Origin of the sequence: Stenotrophomonas sp. PS02300 (assembly GCF_029959395.1) — a bacterium.
In the GTDB taxonomy this organism is placed as follows: domain Bacteria; phylum Pseudomonadota; class Gammaproteobacteria; order Xanthomonadales; family Xanthomonadaceae; genus Stenotrophomonas; species Stenotrophomonas maltophilia_AD.
Map to the genome: position 1 here is coordinate 1 of NZ_JASCOP010000013.1, position 19,681 is coordinate 19,681.

Below are 19,681 nucleotides of genomic sequence, written 5' to 3' on the forward strand. Positions count from 1 at the left end.
GCCATCGCTCCCACATCAGAGCCTTCTGGGCGTCGCTGTAGTAGATCCTTGGCCTGCGCTCCATCTGCAACACTCCTGCTGCCGGTAAGCAGTCTTCAGTGTGTTGCGTCGACCGGTTGAATCCAAGAGCAAAAGCGGGGGCATCTTTATGTTCTGGTCACTACTGGGGTGTGTGAGGGAGCTCGGCATCCACCTGGGACCTGCACAGGAACAGATGGGACGGTCACTCTCTATCCGCCTACATGGGGATCAAGTCTGCAACTCCCCGATGGTGCCGGCAGCGCTCTTACGCCACATTGCATTGCAAGACCAGTGCCTACGCTAGAGGCCATTCTGGATTCCAGAAAATAGAGCGCGCTTCCCTCAACTACGATAGGGCGTGTTAGATCTTCCGACTGGAACGCACCATCCGATGTTGCCGCCGTTCGACCGATTGATACTCTCAACGGAACTAATGAACATCTCCATCGACACTGAAGCTAGCCCCTGCTCTCGAACTGGTCCGATACATACGCCTTCAATCGCCTCCGCTGGAATGTCGATTTCAACGTAGGGCACCAGTATTCCGTTCCTGGGCCGGTACTTGATCTCGTTTGAGTTGGGTCGAGCGATCATCCGAACCTCACGCTCTTCCTCGAATCCAGCGTCCTTGAACGTTGCCGCAAACTCAACTAAAGAGATAAGCTGATCGATCGATTCAAGCCCGATGCAGCCATGGTCCCGGCCCATCCACGATGACACCCTGGCGCCCGCGTCCGAGGCGGCCACCAGTGCCCGGTTCAGCTTGGACGACCTGGTGTACAGGCACGAGCTGAGCTTCAGACCACAGTCCTCCAAGTACTCTCTGTTGAAGCAGACCGAATAGCCCCCGTATCCGCGCCATTGGCTCAACAGATCGTCCTTCTCGCTGAACGACATAGCAAATACGGGGTCATCAAAGCGGGCCGCATCCTCATACTTGCTAAGTGAGCTCGCGAGGTACTCAACTGCCTGCTCGGCATAGTGCTTGTTGTAGAACAATCCATACGGTTGTTGCTTCAGCGCCGACTGTAGAAAGTCGATGCCATGTAGCAGCTCTTGAGAGTCGTTCATGAAGCGCAGATCGGTCAGCCAAAGCTTTCGAGTGCTAAGTATCGAATGGACGGCACTTACATCGGTGTAGTGATACAGCTTCATCGTGTTCCTTGGTGTGCTTCTCTAAGAGTATCGGCGGAGTATGGCTGGCACCTCAGTTTCACCGGGTGCGTCTATGCGTTAGTACCAATCGTCGTACTCACGCTTACTGTCAGAGTCAAGTAGATATGACTTCCCATCATGGCTGACGACTTTCAGATCCTCATACGTAACTGCGACTGAGCGGATCCGGACGAACACGAGACTTCGCTCCGCATATGCCACACCAAACCTCTCCGTAAGGTCTCCGTCGAAAGGCATATCCCTTGAGAACAACACAACGTTGATGCCTGCATCGTTCTGGGCCGAGCGGAACAGAACCCCGTCGAATGCCTCCTCGCATACATGCGCCAAGTACTCGGCCATAGTCTGTGTAATCAGGTAGTCTGCCTCCTGCCCGGGAACAACTGGCGCGGTAACCCACTTGTGCAGTTGTCGGAGCGCGCCTAGTCGAATGTGTTTACTCTCGAAATCGGGGTCAAAGAGACTAGTTCCGCCCAAGGCGCTCTCAAGAAGACAGAAATCGAGCACGCGCAAGCCTCGCTGGGTCGTAAGCTGGATTACTGCCAAAGTGCTTCCGTTCGCCGGACGCATCTCTGCGATGCACGTATTTGCATCGGTGGATGCATAGAGGACTGAAACGCCATCGGCATTCATGCGACCACTTCGAGCTACCGGAGAAGGCGGTGGGCCAACCTCCGCGCTCGGGTTCGCTATAGCGGAAGACTGTGCGAGCTCAGTGTCAACGACGCGAGCCCTGAAGAGTTTCACGTTCGGTGGTAGTTCGTAGCAGACGGGCTTCGGCTGCCCATTGGTCCACGCCTGAATCTGATGGATATCTTTGAATAGCTCATCGAACATGGCACGTGCTGCAGGGCTGAAAAACCTGCGGCCGTGCTTGATCTCGTCTCGCGTCTGATGCCAGCTAGGTAGATCACTGGGCTCATAGGTAATGAACTTGAATTGGTAAAAAGTATCCTCGTCCCAGTATGCGGAATCTCCGTCGTACGGATTGAAATCCTCTGCATGCTGGACAGCTTCGACTATTTGGTCATGAGCCTTGTAGTAGTTGCCAAGCTGCTCCTCTACGATTGCAGAAAGGCTCTCCCCAGATTGAACGGTGTAGCCCTCGTCGTCATCTCCCCCAGAGTACGTTCGATACTCGTCGCCAGTAACATAGTATTGGCGCAGCAGCGGCTCCAAGATCTTGCCGACATCCTTTAGCGTAATACCAACTGCTTCTGTATCACACTCCGTACATGCAACAACGTCACCGTCTCGGATGATTTGACTTCTCAGGAAGTCATCGTGGATGCATTCGTGGCAAATTCCATCTGTCATATCGTAGTCCCCCTTTTCCACCGGGAGATGGATGCTCCGCATGGCATTTCCAAGGGGGGGAACATTGGTCGGAATTCGCGGTGGCGGGAGGGTTGCCCTCCGACAGCCAGCCTCTCGACCCCCGGCGACACCTGGTCGTTGGTCCCGCTAGGGTCTGACCGTGGCTGGGACAGGCGCGGTCTCAGTTCGACTGGGTCATTAGCAGACATCAACGGCCAAACTCAGTTAGCAACTGGTTGGAGGCTACTGGCGGGCGCCTTTGGCCAAAGAGCATCGGCCACATCAACCCCACAAACTTGAGTGAGCGGCTCAGCCAAGCTTGGGTCCATCGCACGTTGGGCCGTCCGGCCGCGTCGTCCTTGGCCTACCGGTAAGCTATGCATTCGCAGCGGCTCCCTGGGTACTGAGGACTTCGGATAAGAGCAGATCAGTCGAGGCGAGAATCCTATTCCAGAGAGTACTGCAACTCAGGAAGTGGGAAGGCGACGGTAATGAAGGATGTAAGCTGTCGATCCTTCGGGCTTAGTGTCGCATCTCTCCGGCTTAACCCATGCATCCCATGCGTACCAGACTGTCCGAGGTGTTAGTTCATGAAGGATCGCGACCGCAGCAAGGAATTCGGCCCGTAAGCTGCTGTTCAACAGTTAAGTGGCTCGCGACGTCACGTCCTCATGCATAGATCGCATCTTGGTCCAACGAACTGATGCAAAGAAGGCGAAGAAGAACTTTCAGGGACGGCGAAGTTTTTCCTTCGAGGAATCCGGGTTCAGATGGCTAGGGACATGACACTCGTGGCTTGACGCGTGAAGCTGAGCGCCAAGTGCACCCGACCTATGAGGTCTATCGTGGTGTTCCTGTTCAGCCGTCGAGAGTTCCAGCTCTCGCACTCAGTAGCAGGCTTAACCGCGATGATGGGACACACTTGTGGACATGGATAAGCGTCTGGCTCGCCGAGGATGGTATGGGTAAATTTTTAGCCCGTCAGGTAGAGTGGGCAGCGTAGCCTTCAGGCTCTCATGATCGCTCGGGGATCAGTGCGAGTTTTGTTCTTGCACGCGACGGTGGTTCACGGCTGGCCCGCGCCGTCCCGCAGCGGGAATCCTTCGGTCAAAAGTCTCTCAGGGCGCAAATGTTGAGGGAGCGACACTCCCTGCGCCTTCCAAAAGGAGCGCCTAGCTATTTTCGCCGAAAGTAGCGAAAATCTATGCGGCTTCGGGAGCGGTGATCAGCGCCAGGTCAAGGCAGGCCCGCGCGGCTTTGCGCTCAGAAGGATCTTTCTGAAGAACGGGAGGGAGAATGAATGTATTGCAGGCCACCATCCATCGCCTGTCCAAGGATCAGTATGCCCATGGTGCGGGTTCGGTGGAGATTCAACTGCGGGATACGCTACTGGTCGTGGATCAGTTGCTTAGTCGAGTTGCCGAGCAGACGGTTAAGCTCTTCGCGAAGCGTGGGAACAATACTGGAACCTTCGGCGACGATGAAGACGTTTACCGCTTCCCTGTTCGGCTGAAAGAGTACCGGGATATGGAGATCGACTTCTTGGAGCTCAGTCAGCTCGTCGTCGGTATTATCGAAAGTAGGATGCAATCGGTCGTAGGCGCGACCGGAGGGCACGCCTTTTTCCTCCATTACGAACAGGGCGGCGTTGAATACCTTCTTGTTGCCATGCTGAAACTGAGGGATGGTGCCGGGATCAGCGAGGATCTCGAACTTGAACCCGCATTGGTCATCGACACCGACAAATTGCATGAAGCTGCAAAGGTCTCATTCGCGCGTTGGGAGAATGGAGAGGATGCGTACCTGACATTTGTCAAGGCGCGTGGTACTGACGAAGTTAGTGCGTATTTCAGGGACGCCCTAGCATGTGTTAATTACACTTCCGCGCAGCAGAACACGGAAAGGATGATCGAAGCAGCGCGAGCCTACGTTTTGGCGCTTGGTCTCAACGAGGATGATACTCAGGAGCGTTGGAAGGCAACCAAGGAGCGCCTGTTCCAGTGCTTCGAGAACGGTCGTTCAGGGGTGGTCCTGGAAACAATCTCGGCTGCGGTCGAGCCGGGAGAGCCGGAGCTATTCTCAGGATTTGTGACGGAGGGGCCTCAAGCTTTAGATCTGATGGTGAGTCACCAGTTTGTGCCTCACGTGAAGACCTTCCGCAAGTTGCGCAGGTTAAGCGCAAAAATGGGTACCGTGAGCGTCGCATTTGATGTAGAGGATGCTGCCGAGGGGCGTGTCAAGTATGACCCAGAGGCTGACGCGCTCGTTATTCCTCACCCCACCGATGACATCCGGGAAGTGTTGAGACAGTATGGACAGGATCCCACCGGCGAATAGGCACGACGCAGCCTTATGGCTGCTCTCCGTGCTTGAAGAGCAGCATCCAGATCCGTTAGACAAGGGGGTGACGGTTGGTGTTTTGCCGAGGGACTATGGCTTCGAAGAAGTCACGGATGTCTTGGAGGGCATTCCTGGCGCAGCGCTCTTGGCTGGCACCAATCGTGGCAGCCGGCAGATCAGGTTTGTCCCGCAGGACGCGTTTGTATACGCGAGCCTAGGCGACATGTTGCGTCGTCGATCTTCTGCCTTGGGCCAAGTGCCCCAGAGGTTCACCCTCCTTGATACGGGATACCAACACGGTGTAAGCGAAGACCTGCCACCATCCGTCAAGTGCTATTTCGACACCGTCGATCTATGGAAGGCGCTGAGGGACGTAGCGTCATACAGAACGGGCGACGACAGACTTCACTTCGTTGTGGGTCACGCACGGGAAGCTTGCCTCGCCCTGCGGTACGGCGTAGAGGACTTGATTCAGATTCCTTCTTTGCAAGCGTTCATTCAAGATATCGCTGGAACGGACCTCCATAGGCAAGAGAAGCTGACCATTGCCCGGACGGGAATCGTTGAGCAATTCGGTCGTGAGGGCTGCATCAGTCTTGGAGAAGTCATCAGTGGTTTCGAGCACCTGATGATGTACATCCGTCAATCCTATGCACTGTTCTTAGCAGAATTCTCGACCGCAAAGGTGCGGAGAGAGGTGGAGAAGCAGAACCTAGAGGACGCACTGCGTCTGAACAAGACCTTGGCGGAGATTCAGAATCAGTTGCTCGCCCTTCCGGCAGCACTCCTCATTGCCGGCGCCACCGTTGACGCTTCGAGCGCTACAAAGAGCGTCGCCGTACTTGTGGGGATGGCTATCTTCTTCGTTCTAATGTGGCTGCTAGTTGGGAATCAGGACAATTCTGTTGAGGCAATTGGTGACGAGATCCGGCTGCGACGTGAACTCTTGGAGGCTCAGCCGCAGGGTATAGCGGACCAGTACAAAGGTGCGCTTGATACGTTAAAGAAGCGCGTTCAGACTCAGCTAGATGTGCTGCTACTGATCAAGTGGCTCGTCTTGCTAGTTTTTCTGTTAACGGCGTACATGGCCGTGGATGCTCTCGCCGGTGGCAGCATCTCGCACTACTGGCGCGACATACTCTCTGGCACAAGGGTTGGGTCTCGCTCATAAAAAGTGATTGCCAAGCAGGCTATCGCCACTGCCTCGTAGCGGGCGATCTTGGGGCCTAATTTTTCCCGGCGCGCCATTACCAGCTTGGGATGATGGGTGCAGAGCTTCTGCTGAGAAAGCCATAGTCATACGAATGTCGCGAACCTGCATGGGGCAGGCATGGAGCTCGCGCGATGCCGCGTTGCCACGGTTTAGGATGCCATCGGCCTAGGCCGCGCTTTTCATCAGTCCGGCACAAGCGGTACTGGTTACCTGCGTACCTCTATCTAGAAGGCGCTCCCACGCTGGGCGGAAGTACGTACTCTAGGGTGCGTCATTGACGTACGTCCCGGTCCGCGCCATCCCGGCCCGGTTCAGTGGCCCGGTGTAAACTATTGATCGCGCTGGCAATCCCAGCACTTCCCAGCCTGATCCGACACCCATGACCCTGCCTCCCACCCCTGCAGACCGCTACGCCGCTTCCCTGCGCCTTTCCGTCGCCCCCATGATGGACTGGACGGACAGCTAGATGTAGCAATGGGTTCCAAGGGCATGGCACACTAATGGCACATCCTTGAATTTCTCCAAATGGCGGTGAACCAGCTACGCGTCAAGGTCTCAGCTACTCTTTGACGATCTTAGACAGGATGGTCGGGCCATGCATGAGGATCTAGGCGGGGTATTTGATCTTTCGGAGTCGGAGGGGGCTAACGAATCCGAAAGGACGCTTATTCAGCTCTGTGCAACGTCGTTTCTCAGCCTCTGGTCGCACCCAAATACATACACCTCAGAGGGTCTTCGCGACAGCCAATCGAGTGGGAAGGAATTTAGTGACGTCCTTGTGGTTTTCGGTGACGACGTAATTATCTTCTCGGATAAGCACGTTGAATTTCATGGTGATGTCGATCTCAACATCGCATGGCCAAGATGGCAAAAGAAGGCGATCCAAAAGTCGGTAAGGCAGCTCAGAGGTGCGAGAAGCTGGCTCACGCGATTTCCTGACCAGGTATTTCTGGATCCGCAATGCACCCGTCCCTTGCCCGTTTCCATTCCCTCGTCGGCTCAACGTCGCGTTCACCTAGTCGCAACGACTCGAGGGACTTCTCGGCACTGTGCGGAGTATTTCCAAAGCGGGAGCGGAAGTCTAGTTCTCAATAGTGGGGTGCCGCTGGAGAGTGTCGGGAGGCCATTCGAGGTAGGAGTTTCGCACACAGATTTCGTCCACGTGTTCGACGAAGAAGCCTTAAGCTTCGTGATGCAGCGATTAGACACAGCGCCAGATTTTATCGATTACCTGGTTGCGCGCCAGGCCGCTCTAATGGCTCGAAAGCCGTTGATCCTCTGTGAAGGGGAGGAGGCTCTTCTAGCAACTTACCTCGCAAGGACCCTCGAAGGGCGGCTGCTGAACAGCACTGAGCATGAGATGCAAGGCACTGCAGACTTGCTTCACATTCAATGGGGCGTGGCGGCTGAATTTTTTGGTAGCGAAAGGTACATGCAGAAGCTCCGCGCAGATTCGGATAGCTATGCCTGGGACAGACAAATCGAGTCGTTTATACGCATCGGAAATCCTCGCTATGGAACCTACGAGGCTGTACCCCCTGGGAGCGTAGAGCTCGCCTTACGCGTAATGGCGAGCGAGAGCAGATTTCAACGAAGAATTCTCGTTGATTCCTTCAATGACATGATGATGGGTGCACGCTCCACCCCCGAACAATCTCGCACCAGGGTTTTGTGGGCCAGGCAGTGGCCAGAACGAGCGTACGTGTTCGCTTGCATGCCGTGCCACCCGAATTGGAGCAGGCAAGAGTATCGTGAGCGACGCAAGAATTTCCTTATGGCATACGTCCATGGCACGCCCTCCCGTGTACCAGAGGCGAAGACAATTGTAGGAATTGCAGTGGATCATCCCGTCCGAGGTTATCGGGAGAGCTCTGAGGATCTGATCGTCCTTGAGGCCGAGCCGCTCAGTGAATCGGATCTCGCCGAACTGAGGGTTAAGCTCGACACACTTGGCATACACAGGAGGCAAAGTCCGCTCAACTATGGGCAGGCGTATGAGTATGGCGAAGTAAAGGATTCCACTACTGTGGGTGGTTCGCGACAGCAGCGTAGGGCCGCCGAGCGGCGCGAGAGAAAAGAAGGGAAAGCATGACCGCTCCGACAAAAGGCAAGGGCCGCAACCTGCGTTACGGCCCTATGGAAGAGTCATGACCGGCTCACGCCCCACAATCGTTCCGACGTGCTAGTGATTGACTGCGGCTTTTCTCTGGCGGTCCCACCAATCGGCGACATCGCGCGTGTCGTAGACGTCGCAGGTGCGCGGTGGCAACAGGCCGGCGCTGTGACGGTTGGCCATGGTCTTCATGCTAGACGAAGGGAAGTAAGCGTCGCGGAGCTGCTCGATTGTAAGAGTCGCACCATACTGCCCAAACAGCATCCAGAACGTCGCGAAGCCACCCCCTCCGGTTGTCACGGTAGTCATTAGCCCGTTCCTCCTACCAGCCGCAGCTGAAGCTGCGGTGCGGGTGCGGGGGGTCTGGGTGACGTCGTAACCGCCTGAAGCCTGTGCAGCTTGTGCCAGTTTGCCCATGCCAAGTCGAACGTGGCGCACTTCGCCGTGCGGCTGCAGCGACATTCGATGAAGTCTCCGCCCTTTGCCTCCAACCTACGTCCATCGTGAATGTAGCGCGCTGCATGGCCGGCCGGACAGGGAGGGATCGACCTGGGTGCCGTCATCTCCTTCTGGGTCACGCAGCACCCCCAGCGCGGCGTACGGCCATCTCCGGGCGGCGGCGAAGCCGCTGCGGGATTTGACCCACGGCTAGGCCGCTGTGGCGGCGAGGCTCGGGCCGGGTGGCCCAGAGGCGATACAGCAGCGCGCCGCCGGCGGCGGGTGCCAGCAGGAGCAATAGCAGCTCAGCCATGGGATACCCCTGCAATGCCTGCCAGCGCCTGGTCAATGTGAACGACCTCGGTGCCGAGCAGCCTGGCGGCGCGCTCCGCGTAGCTCTGGCTGCAGGACAGGTAAACGAACCCCTGCCGCTGCAGGCGTTCGCCCATGAGTTGCACGTCTTCCAAGTCGATCACCCGGCTCAGGCCGTGCCTCTCGGCTATTGCACGGCCATGACGGGTCTTCCCGCTCCCCTGCGGCCCGTAAACGACGATTGACTTAGCCATTGGCCACCTCCTGCGCAGCCTGGGCGACCAAGCCGGTGGAGGCCCTGCGCCCGGGCAGCATATTGGCCACCTCGAACGGGAACGGCAGGCGGTCAGCCAGCTCAGCCAGCTCGGCCGAGATCCACGCGCGGTCCTGGTCAAACTCTTCGCTGCCCTTGGTCAGCACCCAGCCGCTCCTGTTCCCCTTGCGGCGCTCCAGCACCCGCTGGGCAGTTTTCGTGCTCCCCATGTTCAGGGTCGCCGTGGCGATCACTTTGTTGTGGGTGACATGCAGCACCAGCGTGGCGCTGCACTCTTTGGCCGTTTCCCTTTCAATCCCCACATTCCCCGCACCCGTGGTAGCCTCCGCCCCGTGTCCGGTGCTGGAATCCAGCGGAGATGTGAGGGTGGTTGCGGCTTCGCCGTTCATCTTTTGCATTGCTCTCTCCTGAGCTTCTGTTGGTAGATGGCCTTGGGGTGGTGTTGGCGCACCGCCCGCCGGACCGCTTTGTTGCACGTCGCCTTACTTCGCTTTGAATACCCAGCACTTCACCGTGAAGCTGCTGCCGAGCATGGTGTTACGGATGTTGCTGTTGACCGCCGTGTTGGCGCTGATGAGCTTGTAGCGCCGCGAATCGGGAAGATGCTTGCGGAGGTCGACCAGGTCGGGAACCGCTTGGCCATGCTGGCCGGCCTTCGCCACGAACTCGTTGAGGTTGATCGCGATTTTGTTGGGGTCGCGCGAGTGGTTGAGCATTGGGCGCTCGCCGTTGGCCAGCCCTTCGAGATACTCGTACGTCTCCCAGAACTCGTTGACGATCTTGTGGTCCGCGCTGATCGCCATCTGGCGTTCCATGGCTGCAGCGACCAGCGCGTCACGGGTGGCCACCACCATGTGCTCGGGCACCTCGATCACCAGGCGCAGGCAGTCGAGTAGCGACAGCATCTGCGCGTGGTTCTTGATGACACGCTCCAGTCGCAAATCCGTCTTTTCGCGTAGCCGGGCCTCGAAGTAGCTCACGCGCTCTTTGAACTTCGCCAGCACCTGGCCTTCCGAGCGCACCGCCTTGATCAGGAAGTGGCTCAGGTCTTCCACCTGCAGGGCGTTGAGGTTGTCGGCCGCAATGCGGCTCTCAGGGGTTACAAGGGGCTTGCGGAAGTGCAGCTTGACGATACGGGTCAGGATCGCTTCGCTGGCGTCCACGGCTGCGTTCTGGCTGATCACGATGGTGCCCCGGAAGGGCGGCTCGTAGGTGTCATTGCCGCCGTTGCGCACGCCACGCGTTGCCAGCGTGCCGCCGCCGAAGTAGTCCTTCAGCTCATCCCACTCGAACGACTTTGAATGCGCCTTGTCGGGCGTGTCACGGTCGGCCTCGAGCAGCACGACGGGCATGCCCGAAATCTGGCCCATGGCGCGCGCACGGCCGGCCTTGGACGACTTGGCGGGGTCAAAGCCCTCGTAGTCGCTGCGGGCCAGGAGCTTCCACAGAAACGTCAGCAGCGTGGTCTTGCCGGCGCCGGCTTCGCCGGTGGCTTCGAGGAAGGGGAAGGATTTATGGGCGCTGCGGATCTGGTTGGCGAACAGCGAGCCGAACCAGAAGATCAGCGCGATCATGCCGTGCGTGCCAAAGCACAGCCACAACCACTCCATCCACTCGGTGCGGAATGCTTCCGGGTCGCGCTGAATGTCCATGCGGATGGACTTCTGCGTGGTCTTGAGCCGCAGTTTGCTGAACTCGAAATAGTCCTCGGCGTTGGCCAGGCTGATCTCGCCATTGCGGACCGCGATGTCGCCAAAGATGTAGGCGCCGTGGTCAGGGCTATAGCCAACGAAATCGACCGTATCGACGGTTTTGATGTTGAACAGCTGATCTTCCATCATGCGGTCCAGCTGGTGGCCCGATCCGCTGAACACCGCGCCTTGGGCCAGGCTAATGATGCGCTTCTTGAACTCGGTCGAACTGGCGACTTGGGGGCCGGTAAAGGTGCCCTTGACCGAGGGCGCATCGTGGGGGAAATCCACGCGGAAGAAGTACCAGCTTTCGTCGGTGGCTTCGTGGCGCTGGAAGTACAGCGCTTCGGGGTAGCAGTTGGCGATCTGGCGCACGGAGGCAGAGGCGCGCTGGATCTTGGCGATTTCCTCGTCTTCCAGCTCTTCGTCCTCGGCGAGGGCACGGTCGCTGGCGCGGTCACGGCACAGCTTCTCGAAGCGCAAGGCGTCGAACTCGAACCAGTACAGGCGCGAATGGTGTTCCAGATGGAACTCCGACTGCTTGTCGTGGCCGTAGATGATCAGGCCTTTGTCCATGGCCGTGCGTGCCATGAGCAGGTCGCCCTGGTAACGCGCCTCGGCCAGGTCAGCATCCCATTGGGTCTGCTGATCGTCTGCAGCCAGTGCGCGCAGGTGGAGGTCGTTCCAGTCGGTCTTCTTCCCGTCGCGCTGGACGATCTGGGCCGCTTTGCACTTGAAGCCAAGCTTCTCGGCGCGCTTGGCGTGCCGCTGGATGTAGGTGCGTGCGCCGGGCTCATTGTCCAATGCCCAGATCAGGGTGGGGAGGTTGCCAGGGCGTGACGCCGCCAGCTCGCGCAACGAGGCTTCCGGATAGGCGTTGCTCGACATGGCCGACACCGCGCAGCTGCCGCGCTGGAGGTGGGCAATGGCGTCGAAGATGCCCTCCACGATCCATACCTCGCGGGCGTCGCGCATGGCGGACAGCGCCGCCGGGGCCGCCCACCACACGCCGGCGTAGCTCTGCCCCGGCGCAAAGCGCGCCTTCTGCTTACCGAACCGGTGCGGGCGGTCGATCAGGCGCTCCCACCAGCCACCCTTGGCCAGCGGGAAGCGCACGGTGGCGGTACCGGCGGAAATCCGCCGGTCGTAGTAGTTGTCCTGCGTATATAGGCCCTGTAGGGGGCGCAGATCGAACCCACGTGCCGTCTGCAGGTAGGCGTCGGCCGCAGCGTTCGGCTTGGCCTCGGTCTGTACATGGCGCTTGGAGTAGTCATCAAAGAGGTCGTCGTAGAGATCTTTAACGAACACCTCCTGTCCGCACTTGGCCTGCCGACCACAGCGCAGCACCCACGGCTTGGAATAGCTGGTGTACAGCTCCTTCTTGCCGCAGTGAGGGCACTTGCCCCCACGCATGTAGTCGGTGCTGGTGCGGTGCTTCAGGCCATAGTCCCGCTCAACGCGCTGCAGGACTTGCTGGCGGATGTCTTCTTGCATGGCCAGGTCAGCCTTTCGCCGCGGATGAGGCGGTGGTGTTGGGGTAATACATAGCTCTCTCCTGAGCAGGGTGTTCCGGGTCCAGCGGCGTTGGCGCGCCGCTGAGTCGGAGCGGTACTGGGTTATTCGTCGGCGGGCTTGGAGCGGCTGAGAATCAGATACATGTCGTCGCGGATGTACTCGGCAACGGCGGCCGTATCGTTGGGATCGATGCCGTGTTCCTTGGCCACCTCTTCCGTGATCGTTGCAAGGAGCCGACATGCGAACGCGGCGCGCCAGAGGCGCTGATAGTCGGCACCGGCGATCAGTTGCGCGCCCCTGTCATCGGCGGCCGTAGGAGGCCCGGGATTGCGATCGGGTGGCAGGTGGCTGTTTCGGTTCGGCATCAGTGAACCCCCGGTGCGCTGTCGCTGTCGCCATGCAGCCATGCGAAGAAGCGCTGGGCTTCGCCGTGGGCAAGCAGGAAGATGGATTGGCCGACCTGCAGCGCGTGGTCGGCTGCGGGGCGGATCACATGGGAATAAGCCGCCACCATGGACACAATCACGTTCGACTCGGCGTGTACGCAGGAGACGAAAACGCAGTTCTTATCGGTCGATGCGCGGACAACGATGCCCGGACTGGCCGAGGCCAGGTCAATCACTGGTCGCAGATTCGGGTGCTTGGGCGTGGGCATCAGTGGCCACCCCGCAGCGAAGTAGCGCGTTCGTGCACAGCGGCATTGGCCGTGGCGGTGTAGGCGTCCAGCACGTCGCCCAGGGTCAGCGATAGCGTGGACGTGCCAGTGCCGACCAGCCGGGCGATCAGCGCCTGGTAGTCATCGTGGGGCCATTCGAGGGTGTCGGCGATAAAGCCGAAGACGGTGGCGATCTGCCGCGCGGGCGTAGCTTGGGTGTCGAGGGACATGGTGCGAACTCCTAGTCTGTCGGAGTCCGCCATACCGCTGTCAAACGGGGTGGCGGACGGTGCGCGGTTGACAGACCGGTAGGAGTCACCGGCGGGCCTTGCGACCCCCGCACACCGCCCGCCATAAGCTGGCTGGCATGCGCCCAGCAGGACGCCGGGCAACAAAAAAGCGCCTGGCATCGAGTGATGGGCGCTGGTGCGCCTCCTAGTCGGGCTGTCAAACCCGGTCGCCGATTGTGCGGCGACGCGTGAATAGTTGCTCCGTCCGTGGGCAGGTGTCAAGGGGATTTGATGGGATTTGATGGGAGCGGGCGACAGGCTGTGAGCGTTCATGCGCGCACCACGGCAGAGGCGTAGCCAGCCAGAACCTCAAAGGCACCACCGGCGGTAATGTGCGCGTCAACGTCCGCCCGCAGCTCAGCGGCCTCGCGTTGCTTCTCGGCGAACGAAACGTGCTTTTCCCTGGCAGGCGTCGCAACAAGCACGGGGGCCATTGCCGTCGCCCAGCCGTCGCGGTGTGTTTTCTGAATGGTCACGCGCAGTGCTCCTGCACCGGCGGCCGAGCCGCCGGGTTGGTTGTGTAGGACATCGGTACGCCTCTCTTAGGCGTGGTGTTGCGCGCCGTGTTCGGTCGCGGCCTCGACCGCATCCAGCAGGTCGAGCTGGTTGCATCCCCTGTCTTGCTTCCATGCCTGGTGTAGCTGGGCGCGCAGGAAGCCCGGCGTGGGCGGCAGCTCGCTGGGCAGCGCCCTGGGCACGCCGCTCGGGCTGGCAATCCCTGTCAGCTCGGAATGGCCGCTGTAGCTGGCACCACAGAGCGGGTTCTCACACACGTAGGCGTCGTTGCGCAGGAACTTGTGCGCCAGCGAGCTGGTGCGCTTGATGAGACGGCTCCCGCAGGCCTCGCAGGAGAAAACGGCACGGCCTCCCAGCCGCGAACTCACGGGCTTTTCCTACGCGCGGGTTTGCTGGGATTTGTGCAAGAATTGGGGTCGGGCTTGATGCCAAGCGCAACAGCAGCAGCGTGGGACTTCCCATAGTTCCCCTTGCCAATACCGCGCAGGGCGTCATTCACCGCATGCCGGCAGAGATTGTTCTGCTTGGTAAAAGCGATGACCGTGATGCCGTTATCGCGCAGCCACTGCCGGGCTTCGTCCGGTGTACGCAGCTTCGGTTTGGCGGTCCGTTTGGCCTTCATTCCGTTTCCCCTGTGTAAAAGCTGCGTGAATCGTGGTGAAGTTAACTGCACCTGTCAAGGGGGTTTTCAAGTGTCTGTGGGTACAAGGCTGAAGGAAGAAAGGAAGCGACTGGGTCTGACTCAGGAAGCCATGGCAGCGGCCTGCGGAGTGGCCAAGCGGACCCAGATCCTGTTCGAGCAGGACGCACACCTCCCAGGCGGCGCCTACTTCGTTGAGGGCGACAAGTTGGGCGTGGACGTGACCTACCTGCTGGTGGGGCGCCGCGAGCGCGTGAGCGAAGCCGACGCAGATCTGCTCGCGATGTGGCGAAAAGCGACACCGCATGCGCGAGTTGCTGCCGTCGCGGCGTTGTCTGGCGACGCCCAGGAACTCGGCGCAGCCCCGCGTACCAATTTCCCCAACGCCACGATTGGCCAGCAGTTGAGTGGCGACGTTGACCTGCGCGGACAGAAGATCGTGGTCAAGCCCGCCAAGGCAGCGAAAAAGCCGCACGCATAGCCTCACCCCAAGCTCTATTGAGGCCGCTATTACCCGCGCATGTGGCGCCGGTGTGGCGCGCGATAGAGAGTGAAGGACTATGGGTTGCAGTGCGGGTGTGGAGCGTGGTGCGGTGACGTGCGGTTGCAGCGGTCAAACCGTGTTTGAAGGGGCCGTGATCGGCCAGGTGTTCACGGGTGACGTGCAGATGCAGTGCCCCCTCGCAGAGCGACAGCGCGCCGCCTGCATCGAAGAACCAAGAAGGGCGCCCACGGAAACGGGGCGCCCTTTGTCCACTGCACTCATTGCTGTGGCGATCTGGCAGGCAACCTATCCCTCACCTGCGGTCGAGTCGGCCTGTGGGTCGACCCTTGCCCATGCGGCCATGTTCCTGGTGGCGGGCGTCGTTACACGCTACGTGAAGCCGAAGATTCTTCAGTGGATCCGCCGCCGCGTTCAAGCTCCAATGCAGTGACGAACCCGCTGCCGCCGTCGACGGTGTGAGTCGCCTTGACCACCAGCCAGTCGGTGCCGTCGATCTCCGGCTTGAACCCGCTCACGTTGACGGTCTGCTCCGGATAGATGTCTGCGCGCCCGAGCGCCAGTCGGTAGCTCAGTTGCGCGGTGCCGCGCCCCAAGCGCTGGAACTCTGCCTGCGCCTGCTGCCGGGCCTCGCTTTCTGTGGCGTACGTCGGCTGCAGCTTCTTCTCGTTCTTGTCGGTACCGACCAGCACCGCTTTGCGCCGTGCCGCACTGCGGTCGCCCCAGTAGGCACGCACGCCGGTGTAGGTATCGCGGTCAGATACCGAGAATCGGTGCTGGTCGCCCGATGCACGCACGATGGTTACGCCAGGAAGAGGCTGACCGCTGGACGTGGTACCCGCACCGATGGGCGCGAACACCAATGTCCCCGCCTTGACCGTGGCCACAGCGTCGAAGCGTTTGCCAAGGCGCGTCAGCAGGTTGATGTCGCTCTCGTTGGCCTGGTCAAGGTGGGGCACACGCACCTTGGCCAGATCCTCGGCGATGGATGCTCGGAGCGAGTGTTCCCCGGCGATGGTGCCCAGGATCGCGCCCAAAGTCGTGTCGTGCCAGCTGCGTTCGCGCCGGCTGCGCACGGCACCGGTGAGGTCGGCCGAGCGGGCACGGATCGTGAGAATGTCAGGCGCGCCGCTGTGCTCCACGTCGTCAACGACAAACGTGCCCTTATCGAACAGCCCGCTGTCGCGCCATCCGATGGCCAGCTGCAGGGTGACCCCACGGCGGGGAAGGGCAACACGACCGTCATGGTCATGCACCCGTAGATCCACCTGGTCGGCCTCGTCGCCCCGGCTTTCGGTCAAGGTGAGATCCAGCAGGCGGGGAGCGATGCGGTCGGTGAGGTCTAGGCCATCGAGCACGACGCGCCACGCGACCTGCGGATAGGGGGCGCCGCTCACGTACTGGCCTCGGCCGCGCTATCGTCCACTCGCTCCAGCTGGAGCTGGAACTCGATCAAGCGCGGCACGCCATCGCTGAACAATTCCTTGCGCGTTTCGTTGAGGCTCACCAGCAGATAGGCGCCATAGACGCGACCAGTGCCCTCCACCAAGGCGTGTGGTCGACCTTCATCGCCCAGCTCGCGCAGTTCGTCCAGCACCAGCAGGTTGTCGGTCAGCTCGGCGCTGATGCTGCCCTGCAGGCTGATGGTGTCGTCGCCCGGGCCGACGTACTGCCGAGCAGGGCGCGCGCCCACGCGCTCGCTGGAGGCGTGTTTCCACGTCATCTGCCGCTGCAGCTGCTCGTAAGCGGCGGTGGACAGGGAAAAAACGAAGGTGCCGAAGGTCATCATCATTGGAGGGATCTCAGTCGCTCAACCGCGAGCCTTGGCGCGTGGCCTTGCTGCGTTCGTGGTCGTCAATGGCCTGCCGAATCAGCTGGGCGAGCGCCTGGGCGTCGCTGCCGGCCGGCGCGGTGACGTTGATGTTGTAGACAGCAGGCCCGGAGGCGCCCGCTGCGGCAGCTCCAGCGTTTGGGGCGAGTACGGGCGCGCCGGCGGCCAGGACGGGCATGGAGGCGGCGCCCAGTGCGATTCCGGCGCCCATCTGCTTCATGCGGTCGCCCAGGCTGGTCACCTGCTGCAGCGGCTCGCCTTGGCTGCGGTCCAGACCGCCGGCCAGGCCCTGCATTGTGAAGTCACCGAACTGGGCGAACACGCGCGAGGGGCTGTGGATGCCGAGCATTCCCTTGAACTTGCTGGTAATGCCCGAGGCGATGCCGGAGACCGCATCGAGCGCAGCGCCGCCCATGGAGGTGATGCCGCCAACCAGCCCGGCGATCATGTCAACGCCGGCCTGCATCATGCTCGCCGGCCAGCCCATGAGCACCTGGTTGATGCCCTGCCACATCATGGTGAGGCCCAGGCGGATCCGGTCGCCGTTGCCGGTGAACAGCCCGACGATCAGGTTCCATGCGCCCTGCAGGTACTGCCACGCGCCACCCACCGCGTTCTGGATGATCGGAAGGATCGTGGTGAAGGCTGACACCAACCAGCCGAGCGCCGTCACCGCCATGCGCAGGTTCACCGTCAGCACGGTGCCCAGGATCTGACCGAATCCGCGGCCGGCGTCGGTTGCACCGTGCAACTGCTCGCTGGTGGCGGCGAAGGGGGCGAACAGCTTCTGCACCCACCCCCAAGCCTGGCCCATGGCGCTGGACACCATGTCCCACACCGGCGCGAGTGGTTCCAGGGCGGTCATCAGCTCGGTCATGATCGGGCCGACCACGTCCATCACGCCCTGCCACACGCCGACCATGAATGCCTTGATCGGCCCCCAGTATTTCCACACCAACGCCGCCACCACGCCGATGGCCAGGCCGATGGCCAGCACCGGCGCGCTGACGCCACCGAGCAGCGGCAGCAGCATGCGGCCCACGTTGAGCAGCATGGGGAAGGCGCGTCCGCCGAGCGATACGACCTGGCCTACCAAGCGGCCAATACCGCCGCCGCCGCTCAGCAGCGACACAGCCTTGTGGATCTGGGTCAGAGCCATGGCGCCGACGCCGCCGGCGACCAGCAGACCGCCCAGGACGGTGGCGAGCGCGGTGCCAACAACCACGACCTTGGCGATGGTGGCCACCAGCTGTGGATTGGCGCGCACCCACTCGGTGACCTTGCCGATGACCTGAGCGGTTCGATCCACCAAAGCCTTGAAGTCGGGCAGCAGCGTCTTGCCGATGGACTGTGCCACCACCAGCGCGCTGTTCTTGAGCAGCTGCAGCGCATTTTCGGAGGTAGCCACACGCGCGGCATACTCGGCGCCCATCGAGCCGCCGTACTTCTGGGCGTCGGTGACCTTGTCGAAGTTGCCCTTGAGCAGGTCCAGATTGGTCAGCAGTGGGGCGATGGCGCCGATGGATTCGCGCCCGAACAGCTGGGTCATCGTCGCGGCCTGCTCGGCCTTGGGCAGCGTCTTCAGCTTCTCCAGCACGCCCACAATTGCCCCGCCTGCATCCTTCTGCATGGCGTTGGCCATGTCCTTGGCATTGAGGCCAAGCTTCTTGAAGGCGGTGATCTGGCTCTTGGTCGCAGCGTCGCCCGAAGACAGCGTGAGCAGCATATTCTTGATGCCGGTGGCCGACACCTCGGACTCGATGCCCATACCGGCCACGGTGGCGCCCAGCGCGGCAAGCGGGCCACTGCCCAGGCCAGCCACCTCACCGAGCGCGCCGATGCGGTTCACCACTTCGCTGATCTTCTGGACGCTGGCGGGACCGGTGTTGCCCAGGTAGTTGATCTTGTCGGCCAGCACAACCACATCGTCCTGGCCCATCTTGAACGCGGTGCGCCAGGTGGCCATGGTCTGGCCCGCCTCTTCAGCGCTGGTGTCGAAGGCCACGCCCATCTTCGCCGCGTCCTCCGCGAAGCGCACCAGCTCTTCGCGCGGGATCGAGGCCTGGCCAGCGGCAGCGACGATCTTGGCGATATCGGCCGGCACCATGGGCAGGCGACGCGAGAGATCCTCCACGTCCTGGCTCATCTGCTGGAACTGCTCAGGCGTGTCGAAGTTGACCACCTTCTTCACATCGGCCATCGCCGACTCGAACGTCATGGCCTGGGCGATGGGGAAGCCCTGCACCCGCAGCGCGGCCATGGAGGCAAAGGCGATGCCTGCTCCGTGGGCGGCTGCGTTCATGCCGGCGCTGTGGACCTTCCGGCTACGCGCCATGGCCGCATCCAGCGACGCCAGGCGGGCGCGCTGCTGTTCCATCTGGGTGGTGGCGGCGGCGATATCGCCGCGCAGCTTACGCTCATGGGTGCCCAGTTGTCGGGTGCTGATGCCGGCACGTTCCAAGCCACCGCGCAGGCGTTGCAGCTCCACGGCCTGCTGTTGGTGCTGGGTCTTGAGTAGGCCGGCGGCGGCCTTGGCCTGCTTGAATTCGTTGTTGAGCTTGCGCGTCGGCGCGGCGGTAGCAGCGACCTGCACGGCCAGCTGCCGTACCCGCTCCTGCGCCTCGCGGTGGGCCAAGGCAGTGCCGCGCGTGGCCTCTTGCTGCTGGCGGAAGGCACTGACGTCGCGCTGGGCGGCGTTGAGCCGGCGCAGCGTGGCCTGTTGCTGCTGCAGCGCGGCCGACAGTCCCTTGCTCCCGGCGAGCACTTTGCGGAACGGGCCAGTGGCCTGGTCGAGGGCCTGCAGGACGACCTGCAGCCGAAGGTTGCCACCGCTCATG

19 protein-coding genes are annotated in these 19,681 nt (G+C 61.1%); 4 read left to right on the plus strand and 15 right to left on the minus strand.

What is annotated here, in order from left to right; all coding sequences use genetic code 11:
• Positions 1–363 precede the first annotated feature (363 nt).
• Both QMX79_RS04400 and QMX79_RS04405 read right to left on the minus strand, forming a co-directional pair.
• The gene (locus QMX79_RS04400; protein WP_282244778.1) at positions 364–1,176 is read right to left on the minus strand and encodes a hypothetical protein; all 813 of its coding nucleotides are present in this window, start codon (positions 1,174–1,176) and stop codon (positions 364–366) included.
• 78 nt (positions 1,177–1,254) lie between these two features.
• Positions 1,255–2,556, minus strand: a complete 1,302-nt coding sequence (locus QMX79_RS04405) for an RES domain-containing protein (RefSeq protein WP_282244780.1) — start codon at positions 2,554–2,556, stop codon at positions 1,255–1,257.
• Between the two features lie 1,254 nt (positions 2,557–3,810).
• Here QMX79_RS04405 and QMX79_RS04410 point away from each other — a divergent pair.
• The 3 genes from QMX79_RS04410 to QMX79_RS04420 all read left to right on the plus strand — a co-directional run bounded on the left by QMX79_RS04410 (position 3,811) and on the right by QMX79_RS04420 (position 8,159).
• Positions 3,811–4,851, plus strand: a complete 1,041-nt coding sequence (locus QMX79_RS04410) for a nucleoid-associated protein (RefSeq protein ID WP_282244782.1) — start codon at positions 3,811–3,813, stop codon at positions 4,849–4,851.
• A 28-nt stretch (positions 4,852–4,879) separates the two neighbouring features.
• A complete protein-coding gene (locus QMX79_RS04415) occupies positions 4,880–6,025 on the plus strand; it encodes a hypothetical protein (protein ID WP_282244783.1) in 1,146 nt (381 codons plus the stop codon).
• Positions 6,026–7,229: 1,204 nt separating this feature from the next.
• Positions 7,230–8,159 (plus strand): hypothetical protein, encoded by a 930-nt coding sequence (locus QMX79_RS04420; protein WP_282244785.1) that lies wholly within the window; start codon positions 7,230–7,232, stop codon positions 8,157–8,159.
• 90 nt (positions 8,160–8,249) lie between these two features.
• Here the strand turns inward: QMX79_RS04420 and QMX79_RS04425 are convergent, their stop codons facing one another.
• The 10 genes from QMX79_RS04425 to QMX79_RS04470 all read right to left on the minus strand — a co-directional run bounded on the left by QMX79_RS04425 (position 8,250) and on the right by QMX79_RS04470 (position 14,493).
• Complete coding sequence (locus QMX79_RS04425) at positions 8,250–8,642, minus strand: hypothetical protein (RefSeq protein ID WP_282244787.1); 393 nt, start codon at positions 8,640–8,642, stop codon at positions 8,250–8,252.
• 281 nt (positions 8,643–8,923) lie between these two features.
• Positions 8,924–9,184 carry a hypothetical protein gene (locus tag QMX79_RS04430; RefSeq protein WP_282244789.1) on the minus strand — a complete coding sequence of 87 codons (261 nt, stop codon included), beginning with the start codon at positions 9,182–9,184 and terminating at the stop codon, positions 8,924–8,926.
• Positions 9,177–9,602: a hypothetical protein gene (locus QMX79_RS04435; protein WP_282244791.1), complete on the minus strand. Its 426-nt coding sequence runs from the start codon at positions 9,600–9,602 to the stop codon at positions 9,177–9,179. Before QMX79_RS04435 ends, QMX79_RS04430 begins: the two co-directional genes overlap by 8 nt.
• 84 nt (positions 9,603–9,686) lie before the next feature.
• On the minus strand, positions 9,687–12,389 hold the full coding sequence (locus QMX79_RS04440) for a toprim domain-containing protein (protein WP_282244793.1): 2,703 nt from the start codon (positions 12,387–12,389) through the stop codon (positions 9,687–9,689).
• A 122-nt stretch (positions 12,390–12,511) separates the two neighbouring features.
• Entirely contained in the window at positions 12,512–12,775 is a 264-nt protein-coding gene (locus QMX79_RS04445; protein ID WP_282244795.1) for a hypothetical protein, read from the minus strand.
• Positions 12,775–13,065: a hypothetical protein gene (locus QMX79_RS04450; protein ID WP_282244798.1), complete on the minus strand. Its 291-nt coding sequence runs from the start codon at positions 13,063–13,065 to the stop codon at positions 12,775–12,777. The genes QMX79_RS04445 and QMX79_RS04450 overlap by 1 nt, the downstream gene beginning before the upstream one ends.
• On the minus strand, positions 13,065–13,295 hold the full coding sequence (locus tag QMX79_RS04455) for a hypothetical protein (RefSeq protein ID WP_282244801.1): 231 nt from the start codon (positions 13,293–13,295) through the stop codon (positions 13,065–13,067). The genes QMX79_RS04450 and QMX79_RS04455 overlap by 1 nt, the downstream gene beginning before the upstream one ends.
• 329 nt (positions 13,296–13,624) lie before the next feature.
• Positions 13,625–13,831, minus strand: a complete 207-nt coding sequence (locus QMX79_RS04460; protein WP_282244803.1) for a hypothetical protein — start codon at positions 13,829–13,831, stop codon at positions 13,625–13,627.
• A 66-nt stretch (positions 13,832–13,897) separates the two neighbouring features.
• A complete protein-coding gene (locus QMX79_RS04465; protein WP_282244805.1) occupies positions 13,898–14,239 on the minus strand; it encodes an ogr/Delta-like zinc finger family protein in 342 nt (113 codons plus the stop codon).
• The gene (locus QMX79_RS04470) at positions 14,236–14,493 is read right to left on the minus strand and encodes a DNA-binding protein (RefSeq protein ID WP_282244807.1); all 258 of its coding nucleotides are present in this window, start codon (positions 14,491–14,493) and stop codon (positions 14,236–14,238) included. The genes QMX79_RS04465 and QMX79_RS04470 overlap by 4 nt, the downstream gene beginning before the upstream one ends.
• A 130-nt stretch (positions 14,494–14,623) precedes the next feature.
• Here QMX79_RS04470 and QMX79_RS04475 point away from each other — a divergent pair, with 130 nt between their 5' ends.
• Positions 14,624–14,992, plus strand: a complete 369-nt coding sequence (locus QMX79_RS04475) for an XRE family transcriptional regulator (RefSeq protein WP_282244809.1) — start codon at positions 14,624–14,626, stop codon at positions 14,990–14,992.
• Between the two features lie 386 nt (positions 14,993–15,378).
• Here the strand turns inward: QMX79_RS04475 and QMX79_RS04480 are convergent, their stop codons facing one another.
• Genes QMX79_RS04480 through QMX79_RS04490 form a run of 3 tightly spaced genes read right to left on the minus strand, consistent with a single transcriptional unit; the run spans position 15,379 to position 19,680 of the window.
• Positions 15,379–16,410 carry a phage late control D family protein gene (locus tag QMX79_RS04480; RefSeq protein WP_282244812.1) on the minus strand — a complete coding sequence of 344 codons (1,032 nt, stop codon included), beginning with the start codon at positions 16,408–16,410 and terminating at the stop codon, positions 15,379–15,381.
• Positions 16,407–16,805 carry a phage tail protein gene (locus QMX79_RS04485; RefSeq protein WP_282244813.1) on the minus strand — a complete coding sequence of 133 codons (399 nt, stop codon included), beginning with the start codon at positions 16,803–16,805 and terminating at the stop codon, positions 16,407–16,409. The genes QMX79_RS04480 and QMX79_RS04485 overlap by 4 nt, the downstream gene beginning before the upstream one ends.
• Positions 16,806–16,815: 10 nt before the next feature.
• Positions 16,816–19,680 carry a phage tail tape measure protein gene (locus tag QMX79_RS04490; protein ID WP_282244815.1) on the minus strand — a complete coding sequence of 955 codons (2,865 nt, stop codon included), beginning with the start codon at positions 19,678–19,680 and terminating at the stop codon, positions 16,816–16,818.
• Between the last annotated feature and the right edge of the window lies 1 nt (position 19,681).